General features: G+C 61.2%; 24 protein-coding genes and 1 pseudogene. 18 read left to right on the top strand and 7 right to left on the bottom strand.

Annotation, left to right across the window (positions count from 1 at the left end):
- Positions 1-422 precede the first annotated feature (422 nt).
- The 7 genes from CXQ90_RS22495 (at position 423) to CXQ90_RS22700 (ending at position 6,357) form a co-directional block, all read left to right on the top strand.
- On the top strand, positions 423-569 hold the full coding sequence (locus CXQ90_RS22495) for a hypothetical protein (protein ID WP_181038630.1): 147 nt from the start codon (positions 423-425) through the stop codon (positions 567-569).
- A 1,036-nt stretch (positions 570-1,605) separates the two neighbouring features.
- Positions 1,606-2,184, top strand: a complete 579-nt coding sequence (locus CXQ90_RS19120; protein ID WP_104140934.1) for a protoglobin domain-containing protein — start codon at positions 1,606-1,608, stop codon at positions 2,182-2,184.
- A gap of 59 nt (positions 2,185-2,243) precedes the next feature.
- Positions 2,244-3,344 carry an ABC transporter ATP-binding protein gene (locus CXQ90_RS19115; RefSeq protein WP_104140933.1) on the top strand — a complete coding sequence of 367 codons (1,101 nt, stop codon included), beginning with the start codon at positions 2,244-2,246 and terminating at the stop codon, positions 3,342-3,344.
- Entirely contained in the window at positions 3,344-4,057 is a 714-nt protein-coding gene (locus CXQ90_RS19110) for an ABC transporter permease (protein WP_104140932.1), read from the top strand. The genes CXQ90_RS19115 and CXQ90_RS19110 overlap by 1 nt, the downstream gene beginning before the upstream one ends.
- Complete coding sequence (locus CXQ90_RS19105; protein ID WP_104140931.1) at positions 4,054-4,782, top strand: ABC transporter permease; 729 nt, start codon at positions 4,054-4,056, stop codon at positions 4,780-4,782. Before CXQ90_RS19110 ends, CXQ90_RS19105 begins: the two co-directional genes overlap by 4 nt.
- On the top strand, positions 4,779-5,738 hold the full coding sequence (locus tag CXQ90_RS19100) for an ABC transporter substrate-binding protein (protein ID WP_104140930.1): 960 nt from the start codon (positions 4,779-4,781) through the stop codon (positions 5,736-5,738). Before CXQ90_RS19105 ends, CXQ90_RS19100 begins: the two co-directional genes overlap by 4 nt.
- Positions 5,739-5,946: 208 nt before the next feature.
- Positions 5,947-6,357: a glycoside hydrolase family 15 protein gene (locus CXQ90_RS22700; protein ID WP_219816716.1), complete on the top strand. Its 411-nt coding sequence runs from the start codon at positions 5,947-5,949 to the stop codon at positions 6,355-6,357.
- Between the two features lie 85 nt (positions 6,358-6,442).
- Here CXQ90_RS22700 and CXQ90_RS19090 read toward each other — a convergent pair whose 3' ends face one another.
- The gene (locus CXQ90_RS19090; RefSeq protein WP_219816714.1) at positions 6,443-6,997 is read right to left on the bottom strand and encodes an ABATE domain-containing protein; all 555 of its coding nucleotides are present in this window, start codon (positions 6,995-6,997) and stop codon (positions 6,443-6,445) included.
- 229 nt (positions 6,998-7,226) lie between these two features.
- Here CXQ90_RS19090 and CXQ90_RS19085 point away from each other — a divergent pair, with 229 nt between their 5' ends.
- The 4 genes from CXQ90_RS19085 to CXQ90_RS19070 all read left to right on the top strand — a co-directional run bounded on the left by CXQ90_RS19085 (position 7,227) and on the right by CXQ90_RS19070 (position 11,844).
- Complete coding sequence (locus tag CXQ90_RS19085) at positions 7,227-7,583, top strand: hypothetical protein (RefSeq protein ID WP_104140927.1); 357 nt, start codon at positions 7,227-7,229, stop codon at positions 7,581-7,583.
- A 391-nt stretch (positions 7,584-7,974) separates the two neighbouring features.
- Positions 7,975-8,487, top strand: coding sequence for a hypothetical protein (locus CXQ90_RS19080; protein ID WP_104140926.1), 513 nt, complete (start codon positions 7,975-7,977; stop codon positions 8,485-8,487).
- A gap of 1,157 nt (positions 8,488-9,644) precedes the next feature.
- Positions 9,645-10,949 (top strand): cytochrome c biogenesis protein/redoxin, encoded by a 1,305-nt coding sequence (locus CXQ90_RS19075; protein ID WP_104140925.1) that lies wholly within the window; start codon positions 9,645-9,647, stop codon positions 10,947-10,949.
- Between the two features lie 574 nt (positions 10,950-11,523).
- Complete coding sequence (locus tag CXQ90_RS19070) at positions 11,524-11,844, top strand: Lsr2 family protein (RefSeq protein WP_104140924.1); 321 nt, start codon at positions 11,524-11,526, stop codon at positions 11,842-11,844.
- Between the two features lie 320 nt (positions 11,845-12,164).
- Here CXQ90_RS19070 and CXQ90_RS19065 read toward each other — a convergent pair whose 3' ends face one another.
- The 3 genes and pseudogenes from CXQ90_RS19065 to CXQ90_RS19055 form a co-directional block, all read right to left on the bottom strand.
- The gene (locus tag CXQ90_RS19065; protein WP_104140923.1) at positions 12,165-13,268 is read right to left on the bottom strand and encodes an EAL domain-containing protein; all 1,104 of its coding nucleotides are present in this window, start codon (positions 13,266-13,268) and stop codon (positions 12,165-12,167) included.
- A 242-nt stretch (positions 13,269-13,510) separates the two neighbouring features.
- Positions 13,511-13,702: pseudogene (locus tag CXQ90_RS19060) on the bottom strand (DUF4193 family protein); the annotation flags it as partial.
- Between the two features lie 86 nt (positions 13,703-13,788).
- Entirely contained in the window at positions 13,789-14,904 is a 1,116-nt protein-coding gene (locus CXQ90_RS19055) for a hypothetical protein (protein WP_104140922.1), read from the bottom strand.
- A gap of 593 nt (positions 14,905-15,497) precedes the next feature.
- Here CXQ90_RS19055 and CXQ90_RS19050 point away from each other — a divergent pair.
- The 7 genes from CXQ90_RS19050 (at position 15,498) to CXQ90_RS19015 (ending at position 22,237) form a co-directional block, all read left to right on the top strand.
- Positions 15,498-16,526, top strand: a complete 1,029-nt coding sequence (locus CXQ90_RS19050; RefSeq protein WP_146068938.1) for a hypothetical protein — start codon at positions 15,498-15,500, stop codon at positions 16,524-16,526.
- Positions 16,523-17,488, top strand: coding sequence for a hypothetical protein (locus tag CXQ90_RS19045; protein WP_104140920.1), 966 nt, complete (start codon positions 16,523-16,525; stop codon positions 17,486-17,488). The genes CXQ90_RS19050 and CXQ90_RS19045 overlap by 4 nt, the downstream gene beginning before the upstream one ends.
- Before the next feature lie 3 nt (positions 17,489-17,491).
- A complete protein-coding gene (locus tag CXQ90_RS22695) occupies positions 17,492-18,541 on the top strand; it encodes an ImmA/IrrE family metallo-endopeptidase (RefSeq protein ID WP_219816712.1) in 1,050 nt (349 codons plus the stop codon).
- An 82-nt stretch (positions 18,542-18,623) separates the two neighbouring features.
- Entirely contained in the window at positions 18,624-18,923 is a 300-nt protein-coding gene (locus tag CXQ90_RS19035; RefSeq protein ID WP_146068937.1) for a hypothetical protein, read from the top strand.
- A gap of 1 nt (position 18,924) precedes the next feature.
- Positions 18,925-19,455: a hypothetical protein gene (locus tag CXQ90_RS19030; protein ID WP_104140918.1), complete on the top strand. Its 531-nt coding sequence runs from the start codon at positions 18,925-18,927 to the stop codon at positions 19,453-19,455.
- Positions 19,456-19,932: 477 nt separating this feature from the next.
- Positions 19,933-21,414, top strand: a complete 1,482-nt coding sequence (locus CXQ90_RS19020) for a ThiF family adenylyltransferase (RefSeq protein ID WP_104140917.1) — start codon at positions 19,933-19,935, stop codon at positions 21,412-21,414.
- A 619-nt stretch (positions 21,415-22,033) separates the two neighbouring features.
- A complete protein-coding gene (locus CXQ90_RS19015) occupies positions 22,034-22,237 on the top strand; it encodes a cold-shock protein (protein ID WP_104046164.1) in 204 nt (67 codons plus the stop codon).
- Positions 22,238-22,452: 215 nt separating this feature from the next.
- On the opposite strand, the gene CXQ90_RS19010 is transcribed toward CXQ90_RS19015, so the two are convergent.
- The 3 genes from CXQ90_RS19010 to CXQ90_RS19000 all read right to left on the bottom strand — a co-directional run bounded on the left by CXQ90_RS19010 (position 22,453) and on the right by CXQ90_RS19000 (position 25,637).
- On the bottom strand, positions 22,453-23,631 hold the full coding sequence (locus tag CXQ90_RS19010) for an ATP-binding protein (RefSeq protein ID WP_104140916.1): 1,179 nt from the start codon (positions 23,629-23,631) through the stop codon (positions 22,453-22,455).
- Positions 23,632-23,971: 340 nt separating this feature from the next.
- Positions 23,972-24,574 (bottom strand): hypothetical protein, encoded by a 603-nt coding sequence (locus tag CXQ90_RS19005; protein ID WP_258064605.1) that lies wholly within the window; start codon positions 24,572-24,574, stop codon positions 23,972-23,974.
- 301 nt (positions 24,575-24,875) lie between these two features.
- Positions 24,876-25,637 (bottom strand): hypothetical protein, encoded by a 762-nt coding sequence (locus CXQ90_RS19000; protein ID WP_146068936.1) that lies wholly within the window; start codon positions 25,635-25,637, stop codon positions 24,876-24,878.
- Between the last annotated feature and the right edge of the window lie 7 nt (positions 25,638-25,644).

Here is a 25,644-nt window from a genome sequence, read left to right as displayed (position 1 = left end):
TTCGATTCGAGGCATCGGCCATCAATCCTGCCGACTGAAAGATCCGTAACGGCTATCGTTCCGCTAAGCGGCGGCTATCCCTTCATTTTGGGCTGGTACCTGGTCGGCAGGTCGGGGGACTGGATGCAGAAACGGTGGGCCCGCCGAAGCCACTCGGTGCTGGGCATGCCCAACATGGCAACACCGCCCGAGGCGCCTGGTCGTAGTATGGCGTTCGCCAGCTTCGACCATAACCCCGGTCCCCGAGGGCAATGAACCGACCGTGCTTGCCCAGTTGCCCGTGTCAGAGTTACTGCACTCAAGGCTGTAGAGGAGTTTGGCCCCCGCCGCAGGACATCGGATTTTTGGTGGTCGGAGCGGCAGGGGCCGTGGGTAGGATTGTCGTTCAACTTCTCCGGAACCGGGCCTTCAGGCTCACGGTCGTGCCCAATGAGGCACAGGTGGAGCGCCTGCGTACCGGTGAGGTCAGCGACGACCCTGTGGACGATGTGCCCTCGAATTCCTTCAACCGGATCGTTGACACTGCCGGCATTCACACCGCCAAGGCGCTTCCCCCAGACGGAATCTAGGTTTCGGTTAGCGCCGGGGACAGACCGGGAGCCGCCGCGATAGAAGGCACGACGGGAACAGTGGCAGAACGCGCAAGGATTCAGGGCAGGACGAACGCCTGGCAGGCTCCAGCGAAAACATCAGGGCCGCTCAGTTTCACGCAGAAGCCGAACTCGAAGACAAAGTCGGCGCCGCGACGTGGAAGCCGACAACCTCCGGCCCGCGCAGCAGACCGAGGAAGCAGGCGCTACTTGCGATTCCGCAGAAGCCGGGAGGCCATGGCTAAGATGCTTGACGATATTGCAGACCGGGAAGCAGCGCAGGCCAGACTCAATGCCGACCGGAACCAGGCAACCCGCCGGCGGCGGCCGTGGCATCAACACACAGCAAGGCCCCCAAGGCCCGAAAACCCGCACTGCCTAAGGAGCCTCTCGACACCTACGCAGAGAGGAGACCTGACTCGCTGCTGAGAGCCGATGCCCGTCTAGGTTCCGACGGCTCCGTTGAGCCGTCCATCCTAGGGAGGGCTGGCGACCAAAGGATGCTGCTCCGCGATGCAGCGGTAAGCCGCTGGGGCGCGAGGTCTTCCTCCAAACGGATGTGACTTATATAGTCAACGCGCATCGACGACATCACCAACGCGCGCGGCGAAAAATTTCACAATTGAGTAACCCTGACAAAAAGCCCGGGGATAGTGAGGCATAGCACTTGTGCATCACTGATCCAGAGTGGAGCACCAGCGATAGGGTCTCTGGCGGCTAGGCTCACCTCCTGCCCACCGACTAGCAGGAGAAAGACCATTGAACGATAATCAGCATGTGGATATATCCAACAGTCCTCATGCCGGCACTCCCGGCATGCTGCTCTCCCTGGAAACCAGCTGGGCTCAGGTGTTCGGTTGCAGGTGCCGGAAGTCGTCACCTGCACCGGTCCCAGCCGTGCCCGGACCCTGGTCATCGACGGCCCGTCCGCTGGCGTTCCACGATGGTGGCACCGGCCCGACAGCTCATCTCTCTCCTTCGGCATCCCCATCACACTCCCCGGAAGGATCGCTTCATGTCCCAGACGCCCGGATATATCTATGGAGATCGAAATCTGGCTAAGAGTCCTGTGTCACTGGAGGACCTCGCCAAGCTCAAGGCCACGGTGCTGTGGAGCGATAAGGACCATGCACTGCTGAAGCGGGCAGGGGAAGTTCTCGTTCCACGTACCGACCGCGTTCTTGACGTCTGGTATGGCTTTGTTGGAAATTTGGACCATCTTCTTGTGAGCTTCTCCGACCACCAGGGCACTCCCAATGCCGACTACCTTGCCGCTGTGCGGCGGCGGTTCGCGGTGTGGATTGCCGATTTGTGTGCGCGCGAGTATGACCAGGAATGGCTCGATTACCAGAACGAGATTGCCCTCAGGCACACCGCGGCTAAGAAGAACGAAACTGACGGAGTCGACTCAACCAGTGAGATTAATCTTCGTTACATTGTGGCCTTTATCGTTCCGCTGACGATCACCATCCGTCCATTTCTCGCTGAAGAGATAAGCGACCCGGATGAGTTGGATGCGGTGTACCACGCATGGCTGAAAGCCGTAACCCTGACCGCCACGCTGTGGGCCCAGCCGTACAGCCCTTCCTGGTAGTCGTGCGGGACGGCACACCGCCGTCGTCCGATGGTGCCAACAGTTAGGCAAGCCCGGGAATGGCCGAAGCCATGATTGAGTTTCAGAGCGTCACCAAGCAGTACCAGGGCGGACAGCCGGCGGTGGATAACCTCAGCATGTCCATCGACCAAGGCTGCATCACGGTGCTGGTGGGACCGTCAGGCTGCGGCAAAACCACATCGCTGCGCATGATCAACCGGATGGTGGAGCCGACGTCCGGAGCCATCACGGTGGCCGGCAAGGACGTCACCACGGTGCCGGCCGCGGAGCTCCGGCGGTCCATGGGCTACGTCATGCAGTCCTCCGGACTCATGCCCCACCGTTCGGTGCTGGACAACATCGCCACGGTGCCGCGCCTGAATGGCGTTCCCAAGGGGCAGGCACGGAAGCGCGCCGCGGAACTGCTTGACGTCGTCGGGCTGGACCCGGCGCTGGGCAAGCGGTATCCGTCCCAGCTCTCGGGCGGCCAGCAGCAGCGCGTCGGTGTGGCGCGGGCACTGGCCGCGGATCCTCCGGTGCTGCTCATGGACGAGCCCTTCAGCGCCGTTGACCCCGTGGTGCGCGAGGAACTCCAGCAGGAGCTCCTCCGGCTGCAGCGGGACCTGGCCAAGACGATCGTTTTCGTCACGCATGACATTGACGAGGCCACCGTGCTGGGGGACAAGGTGGCGGTCTTCGCCGTCGGCGGCAAGCTGGCGCAGTACGCCACCCCCGAGGAGATCCTGCGGGCTCCGGCGAACGAGTTCGTGGCATCCTTCGTGGGCCGTGACCGGGGGTTCCGCCACCTTGGGTTTACCGCGGCCGACGGCGTGACCATCCATCCCGTCAAGACCGTCACCAGGGGCGGTGCCGCCGATACGGGCATGTCCGATCACGGCGACGGCTGGCGCCTCGCTGTGGACGGGGAGTCACGGCCGCTGGGATGGGGGGCCCCCGGCCCACATTCCGGACTGGTTCCCGGCGGCTCACTGTTCCGGCCCGGAGATACCCTGCGCCGCGCCCTTGACTCAGCACTGTCCTCCCCCTCAGGGCTGGGAGTCGCGGTGGACAGCGACGGCAGGGTACTCGGCGTGGTGCGGGCAGCGGAAGTGCTTGCCGTCATCGAATCGGCCCGCCGGGTGCGGCAGGGTGCCCTCTGATGGACTGGTTCCTGGCCAACATCGGCATGGTTGCCGGGCTCGCGGCGCAACACATGGTGCTCGCGCTGATCCCGATGATCCTGGGACTGCTGATCTCCATCCCGCTGGCGCAGGCCTCCCGCCGCCACCCAGCGCTGAGGTCCCTTGTCGCCACCGTCAGTTCGCTGCTCTATACCATCCCGTCACTGGCGCTCTTCATCATCCTGCCTCCCTTGCTGGGAACCCGGATCCTTGACCCTCTGAACGTCATCATCGCCCTGACCATCTACGCGGTGGCGCTGCTGGTGAGGGCGGCCATGGACGCCTTCGACTCCGTGGACGATGACCTCAGGCAGGCGGCGGTGGCAATGGGCTACAAACCCGCGGCCCGCTTTTTGCACATCGACCTGCCCCTCTCCCTGCCGGTCCTGTTCGCCGGCCTGCGCGTGGTGTCCGTCAGCAACATCTCGCTGGTGAGCGTCGCCGCGCTGCTCGGCGTGGGCAACCTGGGGATCCTCTTCACTGACGGGCTGCAGCGGACCTTTGTCACGGAGGTGGTGGTGGGCATCCTCGCGATCCTGCTGCTGGCACTGCTGATGGACGGCGTGCTCGTCCTCATGGAGCGGCTGCTCACGCCCTGGACCCGGGCGACTGCAGGATCAAGCCGGGCCGAGTCGGTGACGAGCGCGGAATACATCGCCGACACCCACGTCCATGCGGGGGCGCAGCCATGAACCTCTTCACCGAAACATTCGCCTGGCTCGCTGACCCGGCCCGCTGGCGGGGGAGTTCCGGCATCGCCGCCCGGCTGCTCGAGCACCTGCAATACAGCGGCCTGGTCCTGCTCATTGCCGCCGCCCTCGCCGTGCCCGTGGGGCTCTACATCGGACACACCGGGCGGGGGAGGGTTGCGGCCGTGGCCGTGGCCGGTGCCCTGCGCGCGCTGCCCACCCTGGGCCTGCTGGTGCTCTTCGCGCTGATCGCCGGCAGCGGCCTCATGCCGCCGGTGTGGGCACTGGTGATCCTCACGGTTCCGCCGCTGCTGGCAGGGACGTACGCAGGCATCTCCAGCGTGAACGAAACGGTGGTTGACGCCGCACGGGCCATGGGCATGAAGGAACTGCAGATCCTGTTTCGTGTAGAACTTCCCAACGGCCTTCAGGTGATGTTCGGCGGCCTGCGCACCGCCGTGCTGCAGGTAATCGCGACCGTGTCCGTGGTGGCCTACCTGCCGCTTGGCGGTCTCGGCCGCTACCTCTTCGACGGGCTGGTCCTTCAGGACTTCCCCCGCATGCTGGCAGGCTCGCTCCTCATCGCCGCCCTGGCGATCGCCGTCGACCTCGTCCTTGCGGCCGCGCAGAGGCTGCTCGTTTCCCCCGGGCTTACCACCGGTCCCAGGGGCGGCCGCAAGGCCGCCGCCGATCTCTCAGCTGCCGCTGTTCAAGGAGGCACCTCATGAAGCATCCCACCCACTCGACTGTCACCCGCCGCAGCCTCGGCGGCCTCGCCGCAGGCGTCGGCATCGCCCTGGCGATTTCCGCCTGCGGTGGCGGCGGCGACCCGCTGTCGGGCCCGACCACCAGCGCTGGAAGCCCGGCGGCCGGGGGCTCCCTGGTTGTCGGGTCCGCGGACTTCCCGGAAAGCCAGACCATCGCCGAGATCTACGCCGGTGCCCTCGCCGCGGTGGGCATCACGGCCACCACCAAGCCGAACATCGGCTCCCGTGAGATCTACTTCAAGGCCGTGCAGGACGGTTCCGTGGACGTTGTTCCGGACTACTCCGGCAACCTGCTCTCGCATGTGGACCCGGAGGCGCCCGAGGTCTCCGCAGACGATGTCTACAAGGCACTGCCAGAGAAGCTCCCCGAGGGCCTCGGAGTACTGGAGCCGGCCAAGGCCGAGAATAAGGACGCCATGGTGGTCACCAAGGCCACCGCCGAGAAGCACCAGCTCAAGTCCATCGAGGACCTTGCCAAGGTGTGCAAGGACTTCACCATCGCGGCGCCGGCCACCTTCGAAACACGTTCCGCCGGTTTCCCCGGCCTCAAAAAAAATTACGGCTGCGAGCTCAAGGCCCTCAAGCCCTTTAGCGACGGCGGAGGCAACCTGACCCTGCAGGCACTCCTGAAGGACGAGGTCCAGGTCGCCGACATCTACACCACCACGCCCTCCATTGCGGACAACGACCTGGTGGTGCTGGAAGACCCGAAGAGTAACTTCAAGGCACAGCAGGTGCTGCCCCTCTACAACAGCGCCAAGATGACGGACAAGGCCAAGGAAGCCCTGAACAACGTGTCCAGGATCCTGACAACGGAGGACCTCATCAGCCTCAACCGGGCAGTCAGCGGCGATCAGAAGCAGAGCGCGAAGGACGCCGCCGCAGGGTGGCTCAAGGAAAAGGGCATCGTCAAGTAAGGCCGGCTGGATAACTTCGGGAAACCCGCGGCGCAAGAAAGTTTGGATAATTCCAGGCCACTTCTCGGTGATTCTTAATGCCGGTAACCGCGATTCCGTAAAGCTAACCCCTGCGCCTGGCGTAGGGGCAGCGGCAGAGCGGAAACCCTAAGTCGGCTGCCTGGATATTGAAAAAGGCTGCGAAGATGGGCTCGAATCGACCGCGGCGATGATGATGGAGGACCTGGCGGTCCCGACAAACGAGCCATCGGGCAGCGTCGCCGCTGAGCCTGTTCCCGGAAGGTCCTGCGGTTGTCGACAATCCTTGATGCTGCCACCTACTACAGGCGTCGCGATCTCCCTTCCTAGGCGAGGTCGTCTCATCCATTCGTCTGCGAACATCTTCAAGTACGCCCGCCAGAATCGGGGACGAGGAAGTCGTTTTCGAGGAGCTGAAAACTCATCCGAACGGCTTCGCCTCCTCAGTGAGGAAATTGATTCGGAGAGTGGCGAACAGCTCGGCAACTTCCCCCAAGCTTTCAGCCACATCGGGCTCGTCAACGCGGCATGGACCACTCATCAGGCGGAGGGACGCATTAAGCGCCAGGCGCTCAGTGGCCAGCGGCTGGCACGTGACTGATAGCCCCTTCTGCAATCTTCAAGCCTGGCTCGCGGTAGGCATGCGCGAAGCTCTAGATCGCTGGCAGGGATGCCTCCCGCCGCGTCTACAGGGAAACTTGCCGTTCTTTTCTCTTGCGGGCCCGGTAGGCGGCCGCCTTCATCCTGTTGCCGCATGGCTCCATGCTGCACCACTCACGGCGGCCTCCACGGGAGCTGTCGATGAAAACCCGCCTGCACTCAGGGTCAGCGCACTCCTTGAGCAGCGGTGCATCCGCTCCGCTGAGAACCTCGATCGCGTGGCGGACAACAGTGGACAATGCCTGGGACGAAGTCGCTTCGATATGCCGGCCGCCAGGCCTGAGCTGCGGGACGGCAGGCGGGGTACGGGCCGCGTCATTCACCGTCGAGAGGGCCTCGCTGCTGTACTCTTCTCCACCCATTCGGGCGAGAACCAGAGAGTAGATGGCCTCCCGGACCGACACCGCCTGCCGAACGTCCGCTGGTTTACATCGGGTGCTTTCATTGACGATCCCGGACTCGAGAAACCAGGAATCAAGGCTTTCCGCGGAGGTCAGCATCTCAAAAGGTGCCCCGCGCCGTGAGCGGAGCGTCGCGGCGAAATCAAGCGCCGGGTTACCGCTGAGGAAGGAATGCTTCATGTCACCACTTTGACAGGTGATGCATTGATATGCAAAAATCATAACCTGCTTAACAGGTGACGAGTTGGCTGCCGAAACTTAGCCCGTTCCGGCAGGCCCTGAAGGCCGCGACGTTCCGACGCCCGCTTCTGCACCATCCGTCCCCTCGGGTGTGCACGTGATTCCCTGGACCGGATTGCCTGAACGATGCCCTCTTCGGGAGTTCACCCCCACGAATAAAGGATGATCAATGACTCAGCACGTAGAAAAGGACGACCGCATGTTCGAACGCGGTTTAGAACCGCATTCCGGCCGTCCAGGCCTTTGTTTCATGGCGGTCATGGGAGGGCTGGCCTTGCTGATCCTTCTGTTGGATTTGTGGCAGCAGGTTCAGCTGCAAAACATCCTGATCATTGCATTGGGCCTTGCCGTGATCATGTCAGGAGTCCGGTATCCAGCGATACGCGGCGTACTGAGCCGAAGGAGGAAGCCGGCCAAGACACCCGTCGTATCCAGGGCTCGCCAACTCAGCACCAGAATGGTTGAGCAGCCACATAGGCTCCGAAACGGCGAAGGTACTCCCCACTCCCACCTGTGGTGGTTTTAGCTACCCTGCTTCGGCTCCGGGCATGACTCTGCCGTCGCTCCTAGAACTGCAAGCCCGGGGTGAGGCTCAGTGACTTGGACGTACGCCGGTACAAACCCGGGGGAATGCCAATGGCATGGATAGCTTTTGTGGTGCGGGTGAGGCGGTACCTGTCCCATCGGTGCTGCATGCCAGCGCCAGTCCGGAGATCTGGGATGCCAAGATCTGGAACCTGAGAGCGTACGCACCCTCTTGCGTATTGAAAACGACCGGTCGACTCAAGTGTCCCTCTTGACCCAATACACAACATGGCCCCTCCTTCGCTGGCGACGGGTAGCTCGTCACCGCGAACCAGCCTGGCCCGACCATGGCACCCATAACCGAACAACCACCAGAAATTAGGAACATTCCCATGGCATTTCTTAACCGTTTCCTCGGCCGCGCAACCGTGCGCGATCGCGAAACCCCAGCCCGCACGGAGGATGAAGTCGCCGTCGAGCGGTACCAGCAAGTGCTAAGTAACGCACCGACCGAAAAAATCGAGCAGGTGCACGTTGAGGCGTTCAGCAAGCTCACACCGGCCCAGCTCGATGTCCTCTTCGAGCGCTTCACGCAGAACGCTCCCACAACGGACGATCGCCCTGCGGATGCCCAGCCCGCAACCCTGGCCAAGACAGCGGCCCGGGCTGAACGACACCAGCCCGGCGCGCTCACCCGCACCTTGGGGGAGGGCGGGAGCGGAGCCGACTCCCGCTCGGTTCTCGGAACCGTCGCCGGGTACGTCATAGCCTCGGAAATCGTTAGCGCCTACCTTTGGAGCGGTTTGTACGCTGAGGCTGCCGGTGACGGCTCGACCGAGGCCTTTGGCGGAAGCTCGGCCGAGGAGACCACCAGACACTACGACGGAGGCGACTACGCCTACTAACATGCCAGGCGAGTCAGCTGGGAGGCCCTGCGCAGCGTGATCAGAAAGGGACAAACAAATGCAAAACGGTTCCGAGCGAGAAACTGCGGCAGCACTCCGCTACCGCCAACGAAACGAGCACCGCAGTTGAGAAAAACTAGTACCCGGGCCAGCGTGGGCGCGCTTGCCACCGCCCCGCGGTAGCTCCGCCGCCGTGAAGGCGCAAACGATTACCGGAGCGACCCCCGAAGCCCTCGTAACTGCTGTGGCGCGACGCCCAGGGGCTGCTGCGTCTGTCATGGCCTAGGTGTGTACTGAGTCAGAACGTTCGTTACACCTTCCTGGACCCGTACCGAGCGGCCGTTCCTCAGGCATTCAACGGGGAAAGAATCCCTATGCCGGACTACCCGGAAGAAGGAGTACTGCGTAGCGGTCCCATTCCCCCGCCCGGAACGTTCCCTAGGCTTGCGTCGACGCCGAAGATGCACCTTCAAGTCCCGCACCGAGCTCGAAACGCTGTACTTGAACGAAGTCACACGTTGGAACTGCCCCTATCGCCGGCACCACCTTCGTCAATTCATACGACTCCCATAGGTGACGACGCCCTGACAGCCGTAGCCCTGCTTTGGCTTGGAGGGACCGGATGACGGGTGGCGGAGAGACCGACATTTCCCGCACGCACACCCTCAGTCCTGAGACGCCCCATCCATCCAGGAAGGGCACTGCCTGATAAGGCCACTGCAAACCAATTCAAACTACTCGCCGCAGCGGACTTGCGGTTAGCGAAAGAAGGACCAGATGCCCGATCTTGTTAAATTCGTTCTCGCCAAGAACTGCGGCGCTGGGCCGTGGGAAGAGGCCACGACTAACTCCCCCAAGGATACTGATACGCCAAAAGCCACGATCCGGGGACTGCCGGATGACGACGCGGCCTCGTCAGCCACCGAGATGACCGCACTCGTAACCGGGTCGCGTGGCCACTTCGGCGGTCCTCGGCGACCCCGGGCAGCAAGGGCGGCTGTTGCATTGGCTGGGGTTCCCGTCGCACACACGGACCCTAAGTATCCAGAGCAGGAGGAACAAGGGCCGGTAGGCCCCAACGGCGGCGGTGACCATCGCTTTGGATCCATGCTTGCGGCCGGTTTTGAACCATTCCTGCTCCAGGGCATTGCGTCCTGATGGATCCTTCTCTTGCCCTGGTGGGCCTGCTCGGAGGACTTATCACAGGCATTTCCCCATGCATACTGCCGGTTCTCCCCGTGCTTTTCCTGTCCGGTGGCGCCCGCGGAGCTCGTCTTGCCCAAGAAGGAAACGAGCCGGCAAGTGGCGGCCGCCGACCGTATCTCGTCGTCGCCGGCCTAGTGCTCAGTTTCAGTGTCTTCACCCTGGTGGGTACGTTGGTATTGTCTGCGCTCCCCATCCCAGAAACGGTCATCCGCTGGTCAGGCATCATCGCATTGGCCCTGCTTGGAATCGGAATGATCTTTCCCAGATTCGAGACAATTCTGGAAAAGCCCTTTTCTCGGATCCCTCAACGTCAAGTTGGAACCGATCGAGGCGGGTTCGTGCTCGGACTCGTACTGGGTGCCGTATATGTGCCATGCGCGGGACCGGTGATTGCAGCCATTACGATCGCCGGGGCAACCGGAAGCATTGGCTTCGATACCGTGGTCCTGACCACATCATTCGCCGTTGGAACAGCGATTCCCCTTCTGGTCTTCGCCTTAGCCGGCCGCGCCGTTGCCGAACGCACGGCGGCTTTCCGCCGCAAACGGCGAGCCTTGAACGTGGGGGCTGGCATTGCAGCCATCACGCTGGCCGGCGGGCTGACATTCAATCTGACCGATGCACTTCAGCGCGCCATCCCCGACTACACCACAGCCATCAGTGAGAGCATCGAGAAAACGATCCCCGCCCCTGTCATCGCCCCGGACGGCGCGGCAGTCAGCCAACGCCTTACATCATGCGTAGAAGATGCCTGGACTGGACAATCCGGCGAGCAGGACTGCGGGCCCGCGCCACAGCTTACGGGTATTCAGCAATGGCTCAACACGCCTGGTAACACCAGTCTTGACCTGCAGTCGCTGCGGGGAAAAGTGGTGCTCGTCGATTTCTGGGCCTTTTCCTGCATCAACTGCCAGCGGACCATCGAACACATCACCGCTTGGCACGACACTTACCAGGCTCAGGGATTCGAAGTGATCGGAGTGCACACCCCTGAATACACGTTCGAACGCGACACCGGAAATGTGATGGATGGAGCCGGACGACTAAACGTCGACTATCCCATAGCACTCGACAACAATTATTCAACCTGGACCGACTATGGCGTTTCAGCTTGGCCCACCAGCTTCCTGATCGACGCCAATGGCACAGTCCGGCAAGTCACCATCGGCGAAGGCGGTTACGAGACGACCGAAGAGCTCATCCAGACCCTGCTCGACGAAGCCGCCGCCAAGGACCCGGGGCGAAAGCATTCCTGAACGGTTAACAATCACTGTGCGGACCCTATCCCAACTTTGGTAGCACTATGCCCAAGCAGTGGAAGCAGATGGTTTAACCGCGCGCAAAACAGGCAGCTCTGAATGATCGTGTGGGCAACGTATCAACAGTTCGGGACTTTGGGTGTTGGACGGTGTCGCATGATCCGCCCATGCCACCGGCTTTGAGACCCCGCTCATTTTCAAACGCCGATAAGGGATCTTATGACAAGCTAGGATTCAGAAGGGGCCGGCATCCTGCGTGTCCTGGCCCGGACCGCCAGCGTCAGGCGGGACGCAAACCCAAGACAGCGGATGAACCGCGGTCCAATCCGGTTCAGCGTGTCCGGTCGGCACTCTGTGAGTCTGCAAGCGGGAATTCGCCAGATCGCCTGGGGTAGGTCGAAACGGGCGCCCCGACGGCGCTGCCGCCCGCGTTGCGGCCTGACATCACCTCTTTCCGCCATTGATTTGATTTTTAAGCACATTCGAATGTCTCAATTGATTGGAGTTGTTCCCGAATTAGTTAAAGCCGATACCGGATTTGACTCCCTCAGCAAGTGGTAATCTGTCCCGTATGGCAAAACGAGTAATAACCACACTTGAAGATGATCTTGACGGTTCCGAAGCGACTGAAACAATCACTTTCTCTATCGACGGTGCTGAATATGAGATTGATCTCAATAATGCCCACGCCAGCGAACTGCGTGAGGCGATGAACAGATTCACTGCCGTTGCGCGCAAGGCGGCGGGACGCGCCAGGTCAGCAGGACGACCCAGCGCGGGCGTCAGCGATACAAAGGCTGTCCGCGCCTGGGCGATTGAGAACGGAATTCCTATCAGCACTCGTGGCCGGATTCAGGCTGACGTGATGGAGCGCTACTCAGCAGCACACTAGGCAATGAGGTCAGGAGTAGTTCCTCCCGTATAGCGTCAGAGCATCCCTCAGCCCTAACAATAGGAATAAACACAATCAGGACTGGAAGCTAATCTGCTTCCAGTCCTGACTATTTTTCAATTGAGCGGTACTTAAGGCCAAGCCAAGGGTTTAGAGAGCGACGTGGACGTGGATCATTTGTTCTGCGGTGGATCCCACGGAATGTACTCCACATTCCGCCGCATTGGCGGCACTCCCCCGGTGCTCAAGAAGCGTCCCAAGGTTCCCGCTCGTCGGTGGCGTGCAAACCCAAAAATGGAGCCGTATCCGCTCCAACCAAATCAGGGGTTGTGCCGGACCTCTGACGAGTCTGCCTCAGCGTTCCAGGCTGACCAGTCGTCGGGGTCCACGGAGGGCCGGCCCAGCAGGTAGCCCTGGCCCATGACCATGCCCATGTCTATCGCCGCCGCGAGTTGCTCACGGCTTTCGATGCCCTCGGCGGACAGCACCGCCCCGGCCTGCCGGGCAAGATCGAGCATGTCCGGAAGTGGGTCCGTCGGCTCTGTTGGTTCCAGGACACTGTCGAGAAAGTTGCGGTCGAGCTTGATGATGTCCGGAACAAGCTGAAGAAGCTGCTTGGCTGAAACGGCGGCGGGGCCCGAACCGTCCACGGCTAGGCGCAGACCCCGCCGGCGCAATGATTTCATGGCGTCCGTAAGGGCGTTCAGTTCCCCGGCCGGTATCTTGCCCATGATCTCGACGATGATCCTGTCCGGGGCGACGCTCCCCTCAAGGAGGAGCGGTGCAACACGGGGGTCTGCGCAGGTGGCCGGGCTGAGGTTGAACGCCACGAACAGGTGCGGCGGGATCTGGCCTGCTGCCGAAAGAGCACAATGCAGGGCGGCGACTTCAAGGTCCGGACCCAGTCCCATGGCTGCGGCCCCCTGAAACCAGGCGTCAGTGCTGGCCCGCTCCCCCGTGACGAACCGTGCCAGCGCCTCAAATCCGGCCACCTTGCCGGCCGGAAGTTCCCTGATGGGCTGGAAGGCGGTCAGCAGCATCCTGTCATCCAAGGCGGCTTCGATGGGCTTCTCGCCCGACCGGTCAACCAATACGGGCAAGCTCTGAGGTGTTGCGTGGTGGTCGCCTCCGACGGACCAGGCACTGCCGGCAGCCGATGGATCATCGTGCGGGTCGTCCGTGAGGTTCCTGCTGGCCATCAGGTGCTGGAGCAGGGCCTGTTCTGGCTCGTTCGGCTGAGCCGCGAGCAGGGCATGCAGCTGGGCCCTGGCCCGCGCCTTTTGCGGATCGGAATCTGCCAGGACATCGCTGATGATCTCCAGCACCTGACGCCGGAGAGTGACACCGTCCACTGCTTCATCCGGCGCCACGTGTGCCGGTTCGGCGGGACTGGCTGCTGGAAGAAATGTCTCGTCCTCGGGCATCGGATCTTCCTTCACTGGCGGGGTATCGGCTGAGTCCCGTACCCGTCATGAGCACGTATCCGCCTCGCGGGTGCGCCCTGACCTGCAAAAGACTACATGGAGCGGTCCCCTCGGAGCACGAAAACTCACCGATAGCCGGCGTTATGTAAAGCTACGGTCAGAAGGGGTGGAAAGAGGGCTCGAAGAAGAGTGTGTATTTGCAGGACAAAAGCTGATGAAGGTGCCTTAGCCTTCGCACTCGGGCAGTATGAATGGCCGTTGCTCTCCCGCGCTACCTGCGACCTGTGCCGGACGAGGAAACAGGAATAGCAGGTGAACTCGTCCGCGGCCTGGGGAATCACTTGGACGATGAGCTCGTCGGAGATGATTTCGCCGCCAGGTGTCAGTCCCTCATCGAGGGCATCGGCCTCGTCCAGCTCGGTGAGAACAACAGACAAGACGTTTTAGATCCCAGCACACCAACGATAGTTTTTCCGGGGCTCGTTAGACTCCTCCCTGTCGCGCCCGGGGCTGTTGACGGTCAGTTGTCAGTCTGCTCGCGATAGAGGCCGTCCGCGGAGGATCTCAAGCGCTGTATGGCCTCCGCAAGAACCTGCGAATTGTCTCGCGATTTCCATGTAACAATTTCCGCCCCCGCCTTACGAGCTTCCGCGACGAAAGACTCCTTTAGCCGAATGGGGGTAACGATGAGAAGAGGCGTGTCAGGGCTCTTCCTCCTGAACCGTCCGAGGATCGACCGCATCCTATTATGGGCATCAGCCTGTTTCACGGACAAAAGCATCCAACTCACTTCGACTGCCACTCTCCTGCCCTCAAGCGTCATTGATATATCACCACGGTCGGCGGCTGAATCCCTCGATCCTCGCCAAATGGCACAACCCGCAGGCAGCACTTCCTTCAACCCGTTGTAGACCGACTTTTCGTAGGATTCTGCCATCGACAGTGTTCGCCCTTGAGCCGAGATGTACTCTTCGCCTGCCTCTGACTTTGCCGGCGTATTCGACGTCGCCTTAACATAATCACCGAGGGCCTTTTCGGCTTCCTGGCGCGTAATCTCTCTTAGAATGAACCCTTCAATCAAAGCACCGTTGGTCTCTGACGACCATCGCCGCCTGGGCTTCTGCTCGTTAGTATCGGCAGGAGGTTGTGCTGATTCTTCTACGGATTCCTTTTCTTCTTGATCGCTATCTTCAACCTCTATAGGCGTACCTTCCTTAGCGGTGGCTGCAACGGAACCCGCAGTGTCCAAGGCAGCGGATAGTTTCGCCGTAAGCATCGTAACGAACCCCCCACATGCCCTCTGCTGCAGCTCGTTGTCGGCCGTCTCTTGAAGTGAGTTCAGAATGTTAATCGACAACGCGAGCGGGAGAGCCTCATCCTCTGCTTTCGAAGGGACGGCCCTCTCAGCGACCCATTCAAAGCTATCCCACCATGACTGTGTCTTATCTTTCATCTTGGTGTGAGCTAATTGCACATATAAGGCTCGTGCTGCAATGCTCGCCGCGCAGATGGCCGCGATACCCGCTCCTCCCGGGCTGGAGAGGAAGCGCCCTACCTCCGGGGCCCACATTTTGGCGTCAAAAGTCGAGAACAATATCAGCGCAAGCAGTACACCTGTTGCAGTGACGGTGACCAATTGGATAAACCGCGATAGGGAAGCCCGATTTTGATTCACGAGACAATGTTGACATGTCGGCAACAGGCGGGCTTACGCGACACTTCCAGAACACTGCATTAGGTGAGAGGGCTTGAGTCGCGAAAGATCAACCCTGGCTTCTCTGCCAGGCCAAACTCGCGGAGGCCCGCCTCGCTCTGACCTGCGATGCGACACACAATCGATGAGAATGCGTCAGATGTAGTGAATCTGCGTCAACTTAGTTGGAAGCGGACAATAACGGAGAGGCCTAATATTGGCCTCTCCCCCGCCCATTTTAAAGAGCCGATAACGGATCTTACTTCAAGTAGGTAACTTGAAGCTTCAACCAATCCGTTGTTTTGAGTTCACTACGCCGATGCATGTGCGGTCTTACGATATCGACAGCTTTCTCATCAAGCTGTCAGGGTGCGGATTTGCGAGTCCGTCTCACATGTAAGATTCGGGTGATGCCGGCGGTTCCTCGCAGGGTCAATTGAGCACGCCGAAATCCCAAGGAGCTCCAGTTCTAGAGTGGAGAAACCGCGGACTAATTTCGGCGTGCTGTGCACACAATGAGCTGGCAGGGGGGCAGCATGGGCGACGAGACAACCACGGCTATAACGACCGTGATGGAGGAGCTTCGTACTCTTGAATCTTTTGGTCCAAAGGCCGTCGATCTCCTCCTGAAAGTCGCCCGTGAGGAGCTCACCCGGTTTCCTTCCCTCACCTCCGACCCTGCGTCGACGCACGAGGATTACGCATACGACTTCTTCCTGGACCGTGGCAAGGCGCTGACGACGGCGGCCCAGCTTCAAGCGGAAGACGACGATGCATTGGGGCGCATGATCCGCCGATGGTTGCGCAACTGGCTTGTTGACCTCCACGCCCGTTCAGCTGTGGGTTCGCTGCGGGATCGCTTGGAAAAGCGGCTGGAACGTGATGGGAGATTCGATCGTGCGCCGGCCCAGCATTTCTGGCGTCTTACCGACGGCGCCGCACAAGCAGGGGCTGCCGATCCGGCTGCGTTGGCTGCGGTGGCGCGACGAGTGCATGTTACGTACTATCCGGAGCCTCCGGGAGGAACGCGTCGTGCGCAACTTGGGAGGTCCGGCGAGCTTGAGGCCTTGCTTGAGGAGCTCCTCCGCACAGCAAAGGGGAGCCTGCACATCGCTACTCTGGTCCACGTTGTTGCAAACCGGTTCCCGCACATCCTGGACCCCCTGACGGTCTCGACTGAAGAGGAAACAGCCGACGAAGTTCCGGCATGTGCGCCGTCTCCTCTCGAGGAGATCCTCGGGGACGAGGATCAACAGCATTTCGAGACGCTTTCCCAGGAAGTCTTCGATGCGCTGTCCGCCGAGGAACGCAGTCTCGTCCTTGTTCTCGATGACCCCAAGGCGGCAGCGAATATGCTAGGTCTTGGCAGGAGTGCAACAGCCTTACGAATTCGCTCCCTCAAATCGAAGCTCATTGAAATCTCTGGTGATGAGATGACTGCTCCTGAGGTAGTGCGCCGAGTACTCGCCCGCTGCCAGGGAGAGCTTAGAAGGGCCACTGAACCAGTGGCTGAGGACGGGCCAGGCTTAGTCCCGTCAGTCAAGGATGGAGGACAAAACCAATGACCAAGACCCATCCTGGAAAACGAGCCCGACTGCTGGAACTGGCAAGCCAGACCAAAACGCCAACCGCGGTACGCTTCGGGGCGATGAAGGCCTCAGATGTGGATTCGCCGGACTTCGATGTCCGGAAGAACTGCCTCTGGACGGCGCGATGGTCAGGATCCACCATCTTGCTCCTCATCATTCACGAGTCCTCCGACCCTCAAAAAGTCTTGGCCGCACCAGTGACCATCGAACCTGGATTGCAGGATCAGGAATCAGTCGTGGTCGATGCCTCAGCCAATGACCTCGGAGTACCGGTCACGGTCTGGCTCGGAATCACGCGAGAGGTGCCAATCCAGACGCTTGAGCGCCCACTCGGCGGGCTCCCACCCGAGACGCTCGAGACGGCGAGCCGCGCAAGCAGGTCACATCCCCTCCCCGATGCCGAGCATGCTATCCAGCAATTGACATCTACAAGTGCCGAGCAGCGGGCGGAGATGGAGGACATCCTGGACCGCTGGATCGAGGATCTCCAGCCTTTGCCTTCCGAGACCTCAGAACAAGTAACAACTCAGGGACCAATTCAAGGAAAGCCCTCAATCACCCTGAAGCAGGTGATGGACGCACTCCATGTCCCTCAGCGCATGGCGATGAACATCGTTCGGGGCAACTATCAGCTCAGCCCCGGGGAAGCCAGGCAACTAGCCCTGCATATCGGATCTTCTCCGGATGCCCTAAGTTCCATCGCCGAACCCTTGCCGAACGAATTGCTGCTTGAGCTCCAAAAGCCCCGCTGGAGACTCCTCGTTCGCTCAGAGGCGGAGCGACTGAAAACCGACGAGCCCGCGGCACGGCTCAGCGTTGCCCGCGAGGCGTTCGGTTTGGCGGCGCGACAAAGCGGCCGTGACGAGGATATGTGGAGACAGCGGCTGCGGACCATTGCCCTAGGACGCCTCAGCGGCGGCACGAGCGAAGGAAGATAGCCAATGCCCAAGCTATTCGAGGGGACGGCTAGGCAAGTTGAGGGCATGCTGTCCGTCCTCGAACAACGCTGGCCCGGAGCTGCGGCGCGGCTGGCGCAAGACCCCTTCTCCGAGATCGGTTCCTGGAAAGATCTGACTATCGCGCCGGTCCCCGAAGAGAGCAATGTCCCCGACGGCTCCAAACGAGGATGCTCAGTCGCCGGCGGCTACCTCTGGCAGACCGAGCCTCCGACGCTTGTTGTCGCGGAGTCCCTCTCAGCACGCCGCCAACGCTTCACCCTGCTGCACGAACTCGGTCACCACATCCAGAGCATCAACCTCGAACTCGGGGACGCCCTTATGCAGGCCGAGGACTCCGAAGAATTTGAAGACGCCGCGTGCGATGCTTTCGCAGCCGATCTGCTCCTACCCTCGACGCTCGTCCGGCAAGTGGTACGAGCTGGGCCAACCGTCGAGAGCGCGCTGGAGCTGTTCCGTCGATCCAAGGCCTCCCGTGCCGCAATCTGCGTTCGCCTCGCCGAAGAGCTCAGGAGTCCAGGCACGGTTGCCGTCTTGGACTCCGAAGGAACCGTGAGCTTCGCGGCTTCGCGGGGGCGAATTTTTCCCCCAGCCCGCGGTTCAGACCAGTCCGCAAACCCCCTGGTTGCGGCATCGTTGGCCGAATCTCGCGCAGACCGCGTCATCCAACGTGACGACAGTCGGATTCAATACTCCACCGGGCACACGTCGGACCGGCTCTATGGCCAGATCGCCTGGTGCGACGGGCTCTATGTCGCGGTGATGGTCGAGTACGGCGCCGCATGGAAGCGCTTCTCCCCGCCCCAGGACGGGACAGCACTGTCCTCATCGGCAAGCAGATGGGAGGACTGCGAGACATGCGAAACCAATTTCGTTGTCAAGAGCATATGTTCCCGCTGCCGGGAGCCCCGCTGCCCCAGAGGACACTGCGGATGCACGAGAGCCGCGGAACGTCAGTGCCAGCACTGCTTTTATCTCAAGGCCCCATCCCAGTTTAAAGACGCCTCCAAGGTCTGCATCGAGTGCTCCTCCTGACCGCCGGACAGATCGGACGTTGTCCCGTCAAACCTAAGTGAGACAGGAAAAGGTCCTGTCCTTAGCACTTAGGAGAATGCCCGTGAACAGTCACGAGACCCCAGCCGAAAAAGACCACAGCCGCAACATCAAGGTTATCGTTGTCCACGAGGACAGCGGGCGAGAAGTCGAACTCCAAGCCGGTCCTGGCACCCCGGTGAGAACGATGATCGAACGAGCCTACTCGGAACTTGGACTCGGGCGGAATCCGGCCGATCGCCTGCGCGTGGAGTCCACAGGAACGAATGTCTTCGAGCACCAGGACCAGCATCTCGGAGACTTCCTGAAGCTCGCCGGCAACGACACTGTCTGGCTTCTGGCCGGCCCCACAGGAGGTGCGTAGAGTGCCCGCGGTTCCGCTTGCCGACGCCGAGTACGCTGCTCTGACCTTCGCTGCGCACCTGGACACTTTCTGGGCAAGTGGTCGGCCAGAACGCTGGGGATGGAGCTACACCAAGCTCGACCCGCTCCACGCGTGCATTCACGCGGCAGCCGTTGCGGCGAATGGATCGGTCGACGACTACTGCATCCTGCTCGACGCTCGGAGCTACGATGAACTGCCTCCCGGGGTCTACTTCGTTTCGCCAACAGATCCGCAAGGTCCCAAGCCCCAGCCGGGGAGCCGATGGCTGCCCTCCTACACCAATGTCCCCTTCGGGTTCGCCATCCATCCATCATTCAGCTACCCCGACGGCTCGGCTGACCAATTGGTCTGCTTTTCGCAGTCCCGCGACTACTACATCTCCAACCACACTCCCCTTCCGGGCGAGAAGTGGCAGCCGGGAGCTCATACCCTGGCCGCAACACTGAACCGTCTGCATGAGATCCTCAGTCCGCCCTACTACCTAGGTCGAGCCGGTGCTTTGGATTCCTGAAACCGTCTGGCAAGGGCTCCTGGAGAATTTCAGTCGCGCCCCCGAAGGCGTCGAGAGGGTCGCTTACTTGGACGGAGTGCCCGTACCGCCCGGTCGTGGCGGCGTGGTCACCACGCTCACCGTTCCAGCCGCAGCCCTCTCCCCCGGCAGCTACCGAATCGGTGCAGACGAAATGAGCGCCGCGGGCAAGCACCTGAGGTGCCATCGCCTGCAGCGGCTCGCCCAAGTGCACACGCACGGAGGCACTTGCACGACCCACTCAGCTACCGACGATGCCATGGCCTACTCACAGCACGTTGGAGCAATCTCCGTGGTGCTCCCTGAGCATGCCCGAAGGGATCCAAACCCATGGGATGGGACAGTTCATATCCGGGGGGCGGCCGGATGGACAAAGCTGAGCCGCGACGAAGCCATCTCATTGATCCGCATAGTTCCACTTCAAATCGACCAGAGCCAATATCCTAGGGAGGCTGCAAAATGGAAGCCATCGCGAACCGGCATTCCGGCACGGCTGGAGGCACTTTGGTCGCGCATGACCAAAGCAAGCCCTTGAACGTTCATGTGTCGATTTCTGCTTCGGCCGCCTCCACAGCGGCCGGCCAGAGGGCCCTGTGGATGCTGGTCAACCTTCTCGCACGATCGGTCGGCGCAGTCGCCCGAATCACGGTGGCCTGCCCGGAGGCAAAGCTGCATCCCGCCGTGGCGCCGGGCTACAGCGCCGGGTCATCACTTGTGGCGGCGATTCTCGAATCTGCGAAGGCAATCGGGGCGATACCCCCAAGGCTCGCCGCGGGGACACCGGAACAGAGCTTCGTCCTCGGCATCGGTCGCGTCGATGACGCCGATCTGACCCTGGTCTTCGGTGACTGGTGGGGCGGGCTTGACTACACCACGTCCGATGCCGGGACGGAGGTTACCCTTCCCTTCGGTCCATACATCGCGGCAGCCCACGCCGCCGGTCATGTCTTCCGGGTATCCCGTGGACTCGTCGAATTCGTTCCCTTCGTCTACGACGCCTGGAAGCATGTCACGGCCAGCGAAATTCCGCCCAATCCCCCGCCAATGCCAAAAAAGCTCGCAGGCGACTTCCTTCTCGCCGGAGTGGGCGCAGTCGGAACAGCCACGATGCTCACTCTCTGGGCAACGCCAGGGCTCAAGGGCAGGGCCCAGATCGCAGACGCGGATACCGTCGACCTGACGAACCTCAACCGATGCGTTCTCTTTGACGCGTCCACGGTTGGTCTGCCGAAGGCGAGCACGGCGGCCGAAGTCCTTCAGACCGGAGGAGCGGGGTCTCTGGTGTGGGACCCCCACGACGGTATTGCCCAGGAGCACCCTCGACGCCAGCAACCCTTGCAGCTCCTGTTATCAGCCGTGGACAAGAACCGTTCGCGGCTGGCGATCCAGCGGCTGATCCCAACGATGGCGCTAGGTGCATCAACCTACAATCTCCGCTCCAGTCTCATGCGTGCGGGCCCCCTTGGTGCGAGAGCCTGCCTCGTGTGCCACAATCCGCTGGAGCCGGAGATTAGCGACCCCGAATTACGTGAACGCTATTTGGCAGCAAACCAGGAAACACAGGCGCGGCTCGCCGAATCCCTCCAAATATCGAGATCGGAGCTTGATTCCTGGGCGCGCACAGCACGTTGCGGAGAACTGGACAACCGTGCGCTCCCGCTTTTGGCAGAGGAACTTGATGCCAAGCCGCACCAGTTCTCGGTCGGCTACCTGAGTGTACTGGCTGGGGTGCTCCTTGCGGCTGAAGCCGTCAAAGAGAGAACTTCCTCGACTAGGGCGCTGGACGACGACAAGAATCATGTGAGCATCCAAACGCTCACCCCGTGGTCATCGCGTAACAACGCGACAAGATACCTGAGACAAGAGGACTGCATCTTCTGTGGGCCGGCCGGCTCTGCCACCTTGCAGAGCATGTGGGCCGATCGATTCAGTCATCGTTAGCGACAGCCGCGGAACCTGCGGTGTAACCGCAAGGCCCCCGTCCATCCTGAGATCGCGGAGGGACGCCATGAGGATCTGCGCCAACTGCAGCAGCGCAGCGGGAACGAAAATCTAGCTCCTGCCGCGCAGATGTACACCCCAACCTGTCGTCAGGCAGCAAGGAAAAGAGCGTCAGAATAGGGTCCGGAAGGCAGTTCCTGCACATGCCCGGCGAACAGTCTCAGATCCAAACCTGACAGCCGACCCCGCTGATGAGCTTGCGCGGGTGGGCGCTCGGCAACTGTGCAACATCCTGTTGCACAATTGTCCAGAGACTGTCTGGACAATCAGTTCCGCTGCCCACAGCCGGGGACAATCCATGAGGCAACGACGCACCCTTCCCCGTGGTACTGCAATGGGGCAACAGGTCGTCAGTCGTGTCGTCTCCCGGATGGCGCACTCGCCGCGGGCTGGTTGCTCGAGGTCAGGTTGCCGAAATCTCGTGTGGCCGTCCTCCGGGAGTCCATTCTTTGGCCAATCTCTTGCCCGCCCCACTGCTCGCACGTAGGCTCATGGTGTGAGTGGCGGGGACGGCAATCCGAAAAGCGGATCCGGCCCGCGACCCGTGAAGGAAACAAGCATGGCAACAGGTACAGTCAAGTGGTTCAACGCCGAAAAGGGCTTCGGTTTCATCGCCCCCGACGACGGAAGCGCTGACGTGTTCGCACACTTTTCGGCAATCGCATCCAGCGGTTACCGCTCCCTCGACGAGAACCAGAAGGTTCAGTTCGACGTGACCCAGGGCCCTAAGGGTCCGCAGGCGGAGAACATCCAGCCGCTCTAAGCGGTTGCTAAGAAGCTGGCCGGCACATGCCGGCCAGCTTCTTTTTGTTCCCTCAACGCCAGGTCTGCCTCGTCGTTCAAATCGCGCTCTCTTTGGTCCGGTAAGCCCGGGACCCTTGAAACGTGGTTGCCCCATCGGACTTCGCCTAAATGCTAAAAGCTGAGAGCCGACGTTATGTGTTCGCCCGTGCCCGCCATTGCCCCATGAGGTAATCGTTAGCCCTCTCCTTGGCGGGCGATGAAGGCCGCCATCCCCGGAACAGTGAACTGTATGGATCCGTATTCGGGCGCGTAAATGACACCTTTGGCGATGAGCCGGGATCGAATAACCGCCAGTTTGCTGGTTGATTTTCCAAGCCGTTCCGCGATTTCTCCGGTTGAGGACGGGTCGTCACGGTCTTGGGCCATGGCTCTGAGGTACAGGCGTTCTGCGTTTGTGGCCCGCTGCCACCTTGCTTCGAAGAAGCCGTGGTCCAGGTCGCTTGTGCCTAGGCGTACTGCTACCTGGGCATCCTCCGCGCTGATGACCTTTTCCGACGCCGCTTCCCACACTGACCGCCCATAGACCTGGAGGAAGAAGGGGTAACCGTTCGCGGCCGACAGCAGCAGTGACAGCGCGTCAGGTGCCAGTGAGGCGCCGAGCCTGCTGATAGGCAAGGCGAGGGCTTCTGAAGCGGCCTCTTCGTTGACTTGGCCAATGGATCGGTAGAGAAACAGCCTCTCTCCGTACGTTCTGGCTTCAGAAATCTTGCCGGGGAGGTTGGGCAGGCCGGCTCCGATGATGTAGAAAGGCCAGCCGCGTTGCCCCGCGAGGTGCTGGACGGACAGCAGCACGGTCAGCAGCTCCTCATCCAAGTCCTGCATCTCGTCAATGAACAGGCCAAACCCGGCTCTGGCTTTGCGCATCGCCAGCGAAACGTCCTCGACCAGTTCTTCGAGGTCAATGTCCAGGTTGCCCGAGTCGGCCCGCCCTTGCTGTTTGGTGGTGACGGAAGCCGAAACACCCGTCACTCCCAGACTGGCTGAGATGTTGCCGATGCTGGCCATGGCGTTCTGCAGGAAGCTCCAGGCCGGCTTTCCCCGGAGCCTTCTGGCGCCCAGTTCCAGTTCACGCGCGAGCTTTGCCCGGGTGGCCTTCTTGCCGGCCTCGCCTGGTTGGGCCTCAAGCTGGATGACCAGCCAGTCGTTGCGGCGGGCGTGCTCCGCAAACACGTTGAGCAGGACGGTCTTGCCGACCCCGCGAAGCCCGGAAAGTACCATGCCCCGGTCCCCCACAGTGTTGGACTTCGACCGGGCGACCAATAAATCGAAGGCGTCAATTTCGCCGTCACGGCCTACAAGCTCAGGTGGGCGGACGCCAGAGCCAGGGTTGAAAGGGTTCAGTGCAGGGTCCATTCACCCGATGATAGCGACTTCTAACAACTTATAACAACTGCTGTTATAAGGCGCTATTTTTCGTTAGAGTAGCTACAGCGTTCGTACACTGAGCTGATGTACCGTGCAGTCGCCCAGCCTTCGCCGCCACCGCATAGTCAGACACTTACCGTTCTGGCGGGCACGGATTGGAACGAGCTTGGAACAACATCCTGCGCTTACTTTCACCTGACGCCGGAGCCGCGATACCCTGCCATCTCCCGCCGCCATCACCGCAGCGCTCGAGCACAACCGGACATGCCCTCTCCCATGACGCCTGTCGGGGCCCCTGTGCGAACTCTGGTAAGCACAACGGCCACCGTTAGCGAAGCCCTGTGGGCGTCGCTGTAGGGGTGATTGTGCCTCTACTGGTGCCGGTGACGGCTGTTGCCTTGAGCGATTGCATCATCACCTGAACCTGTGTGTGCTCACCCGATGAGGTGTAGGCCTTCGCTTCGGTCATCGTTTCGAAGTACCGGTCGGCAGCGAAAATAATCGGACGAATAGGGCTGCTGGGTGACGGAACGTCAATGCCCGCACGAGTAGTGAAGTGGAAAGGATCTTCTGCCTGGGTTGTGGAAGGGTTGCCAACTACTCCTACAATCAGCCGAACGTTGCCCTCCCACCTGTTCGCCTTCTGAAGATCCTCCCTTGAAGTAAGGTCCATGGACTTGGTTTGGACTGCGTATGATTTCTCGCCCAGCATTCCCTGCCCGGGGACTTCTCCGAGGTAGCTGACAGCCATGTCGCCGCACACTCCCCGGCAAGGTTCAACCTCGAGATATGGCTGAACCACTAGGGAGGCGACTTCGACGCCCGCTTCATTAAGGACCACGAAGGGACCCCCCTCTTGGTTGGGCGGACCAGTATTTGTCACGGTCCACGTTGCGGGGTAGTCGAAGGAAAAAGCTACATCAAATCCCACGCCGTTGAAGGTCGCGTTAGAAGACGTCCGCGCGGGGTCACTCTTTGTGGGCTCCGGCGACTCTCTTTTGGTCGGCTCTGCTGATCTTGTCGTGGAACTTTCGGAGGGCTCTGGCGCTGGCCCTGCAGTACAGGCTGTCAGAGATGAAGTTAATGCCAAACAGAAAACCACGACTTTCATGGCCGCGGGCATCAACCCGGTTCGTTGTACAGTCACAGCGCCTCTTCCGTAAACCGTCGGTTCCCCCTTGAATAGCATCTACCTACTCTTGGCTTCTCGGCCTAACCGCCACGCGTGACAGCTAACGTTCGAGTCCTCCGCGTTCCAGGGTCCTCCCCTGGCCCACTTGCTTCGCCATCTTTGACGTCTTAGCAAGAGACGGCTTTTGAGCAACGGCGGCAGTCGCCGGCGTGCCCTGGTGTTTGTCCGCGAGGAGTCGGGAGCTGACCGCTTCACGGTCGCCCTTGCCCTCGAGGCTTTCCGCCAGCTGCTGACGCCGCTCCGCGGAGTCGTAACCTGGTTCGTCCTGTGCCTTTTGCGCGGCGGCGTCCTGCTTGTTGGCGCCCGCCACCGCAGCTCCGGCCACCACTTCATCAGTGCGTGCAGCAGAGGCTTTGGTCTCTTCTTTTTCGGCTTCGGTTCGTGCTTGCTGTGCCCGATTGAGGGCGGCCGCGGAAACGGACGCTTCGTCCGCTCCTGTGTTGTTGACGTCGATGCCGTACCGTGCCTGTACCTGGTCGCGGATGTGTTCTGATGCTTTGGCCGCTTCGGGGTCGTATGCCTTCCACGCCGTAGCTGTTTGATGGGCTTGTTCGATCATGCTGGGTGTGGCTTTGTCCCACCAGTCATCACGTGCCGTAGGTGAGAGCTGTGCGCGCGCTGCTGCGCGTTGGGCGTCGAAGCGCTCCTGGAGCTGGCGTGCGCGTTGCTCTTCTGCGGCGGCGATGTTGCGTTGCTCTTCTTCTCTAATTCGTGCCAGTTGTTCGCCTATTCGTGCGGCGACCATCAGCCCTGTACGCATTGCACCGTCTACTGCTTCGTCCATTCCGTCTGCTTCGCTCATGCTCTTC

The sequence above is a fragment of the Arthrobacter sp. ZGTC131 genome, from assembly GCF_002929275.1.
In the GTDB taxonomy this organism is placed as follows: domain Bacteria; phylum Actinomycetota; class Actinomycetes; order Actinomycetales; family Micrococcaceae; genus Arthrobacter.
This window is presented reverse-complemented; position numbering and strand designations above follow the sequence as displayed.

Excerpts from the sequence above, each read along its gene's own strand:
- CXQ90_RS19120 (WP_104140934.1), top strand. The coding sequence starts at position 1,606 with ATGTCCCAGACGCCCGGATATATCTATGGAGATCGAAATCTGGCTAAG.
- CXQ90_RS19115 (WP_104140933.1), top strand. The coding sequence starts at position 2,244 with ATGGCCGAAGCCATGATTGAGTTTCAGAGCGTCACCAAGCAGTACCAG.
- CXQ90_RS19110 (WP_104140932.1), top strand. The coding sequence starts at position 3,344 with ATGGACTGGTTCCTGGCCAACATCGGCATGGTTGCCGGGCTCGCGGCG.
- CXQ90_RS19105 (WP_104140931.1), top strand. The coding sequence starts at position 4,054 with ATGAACCTCTTCACCGAAACATTCGCCTGGCTCGCTGACCCGGCCCGC.
- CXQ90_RS19100 (WP_104140930.1), top strand. The coding sequence starts at position 4,779 with ATGAAGCATCCCACCCACTCGACTGTCACCCGCCGCAGCCTCGGCGGC.
- CXQ90_RS22700 (WP_219816716.1), top strand. The coding sequence starts at position 5,947 with ATGATGATGGAGGACCTGGCGGTCCCGACAAACGAGCCATCGGGCAGC.
- CXQ90_RS19090 (WP_219816714.1), bottom strand. The coding sequence starts at position 6,997 with ATGAAGCATTCCTTCCTCAGCGGTAACCCGGCGCTTGATTTCGCCGCG.
- CXQ90_RS19085 (WP_104140927.1), top strand. The coding sequence starts at position 7,227 with ATGACTCAGCACGTAGAAAAGGACGACCGCATGTTCGAACGCGGTTTA.
- CXQ90_RS19080 (WP_104140926.1), top strand. The coding sequence starts at position 7,975 with ATGGCATTTCTTAACCGTTTCCTCGGCCGCGCAACCGTGCGCGATCGC.
- CXQ90_RS19075 (WP_104140925.1), top strand. The coding sequence starts at position 9,645 with ATGGATCCTTCTCTTGCCCTGGTGGGCCTGCTCGGAGGACTTATCACA.
- CXQ90_RS19070 (WP_104140924.1), top strand. The coding sequence starts at position 11,524 with ATGGCAAAACGAGTAATAACCACACTTGAAGATGATCTTGACGGTTCC.
- CXQ90_RS19065 (WP_104140923.1), bottom strand. The coding sequence starts at position 13,268 with ATGCCCGAGGACGAGACATTTCTTCCAGCAGCCAGTCCCGCCGAACCG.
- CXQ90_RS19050 (WP_146068938.1), top strand. The coding sequence starts at position 15,498 with ATGGGCGACGAGACAACCACGGCTATAACGACCGTGATGGAGGAGCTT.
- CXQ90_RS19045 (WP_104140920.1), top strand. The coding sequence starts at position 16,523 with ATGACCAAGACCCATCCTGGAAAACGAGCCCGACTGCTGGAACTGGCA.
- CXQ90_RS22695 (WP_219816712.1), top strand. The coding sequence starts at position 17,492 with ATGCCCAAGCTATTCGAGGGGACGGCTAGGCAAGTTGAGGGCATGCTG.
- CXQ90_RS19020 (WP_104140917.1), top strand. The coding sequence starts at position 19,933 with ATGGAAGCCATCGCGAACCGGCATTCCGGCACGGCTGGAGGCACTTTG.
- CXQ90_RS19015 (WP_104046164.1), top strand. The coding sequence starts at position 22,034 with ATGGCAACAGGTACAGTCAAGTGGTTCAACGCCGAAAAGGGCTTCGGT.
- CXQ90_RS19010 (WP_104140916.1), bottom strand. The coding sequence starts at position 23,631 with ATGGACCCTGCACTGAACCCTTTCAACCCTGGCTCTGGCGTCCGCCCA.
- CXQ90_RS19000 (WP_146068936.1), bottom strand. The coding sequence starts at position 25,637 with ATGAGCGAAGCAGACGGAATGGACGAAGCAGTAGACGGTGCAATGCGT.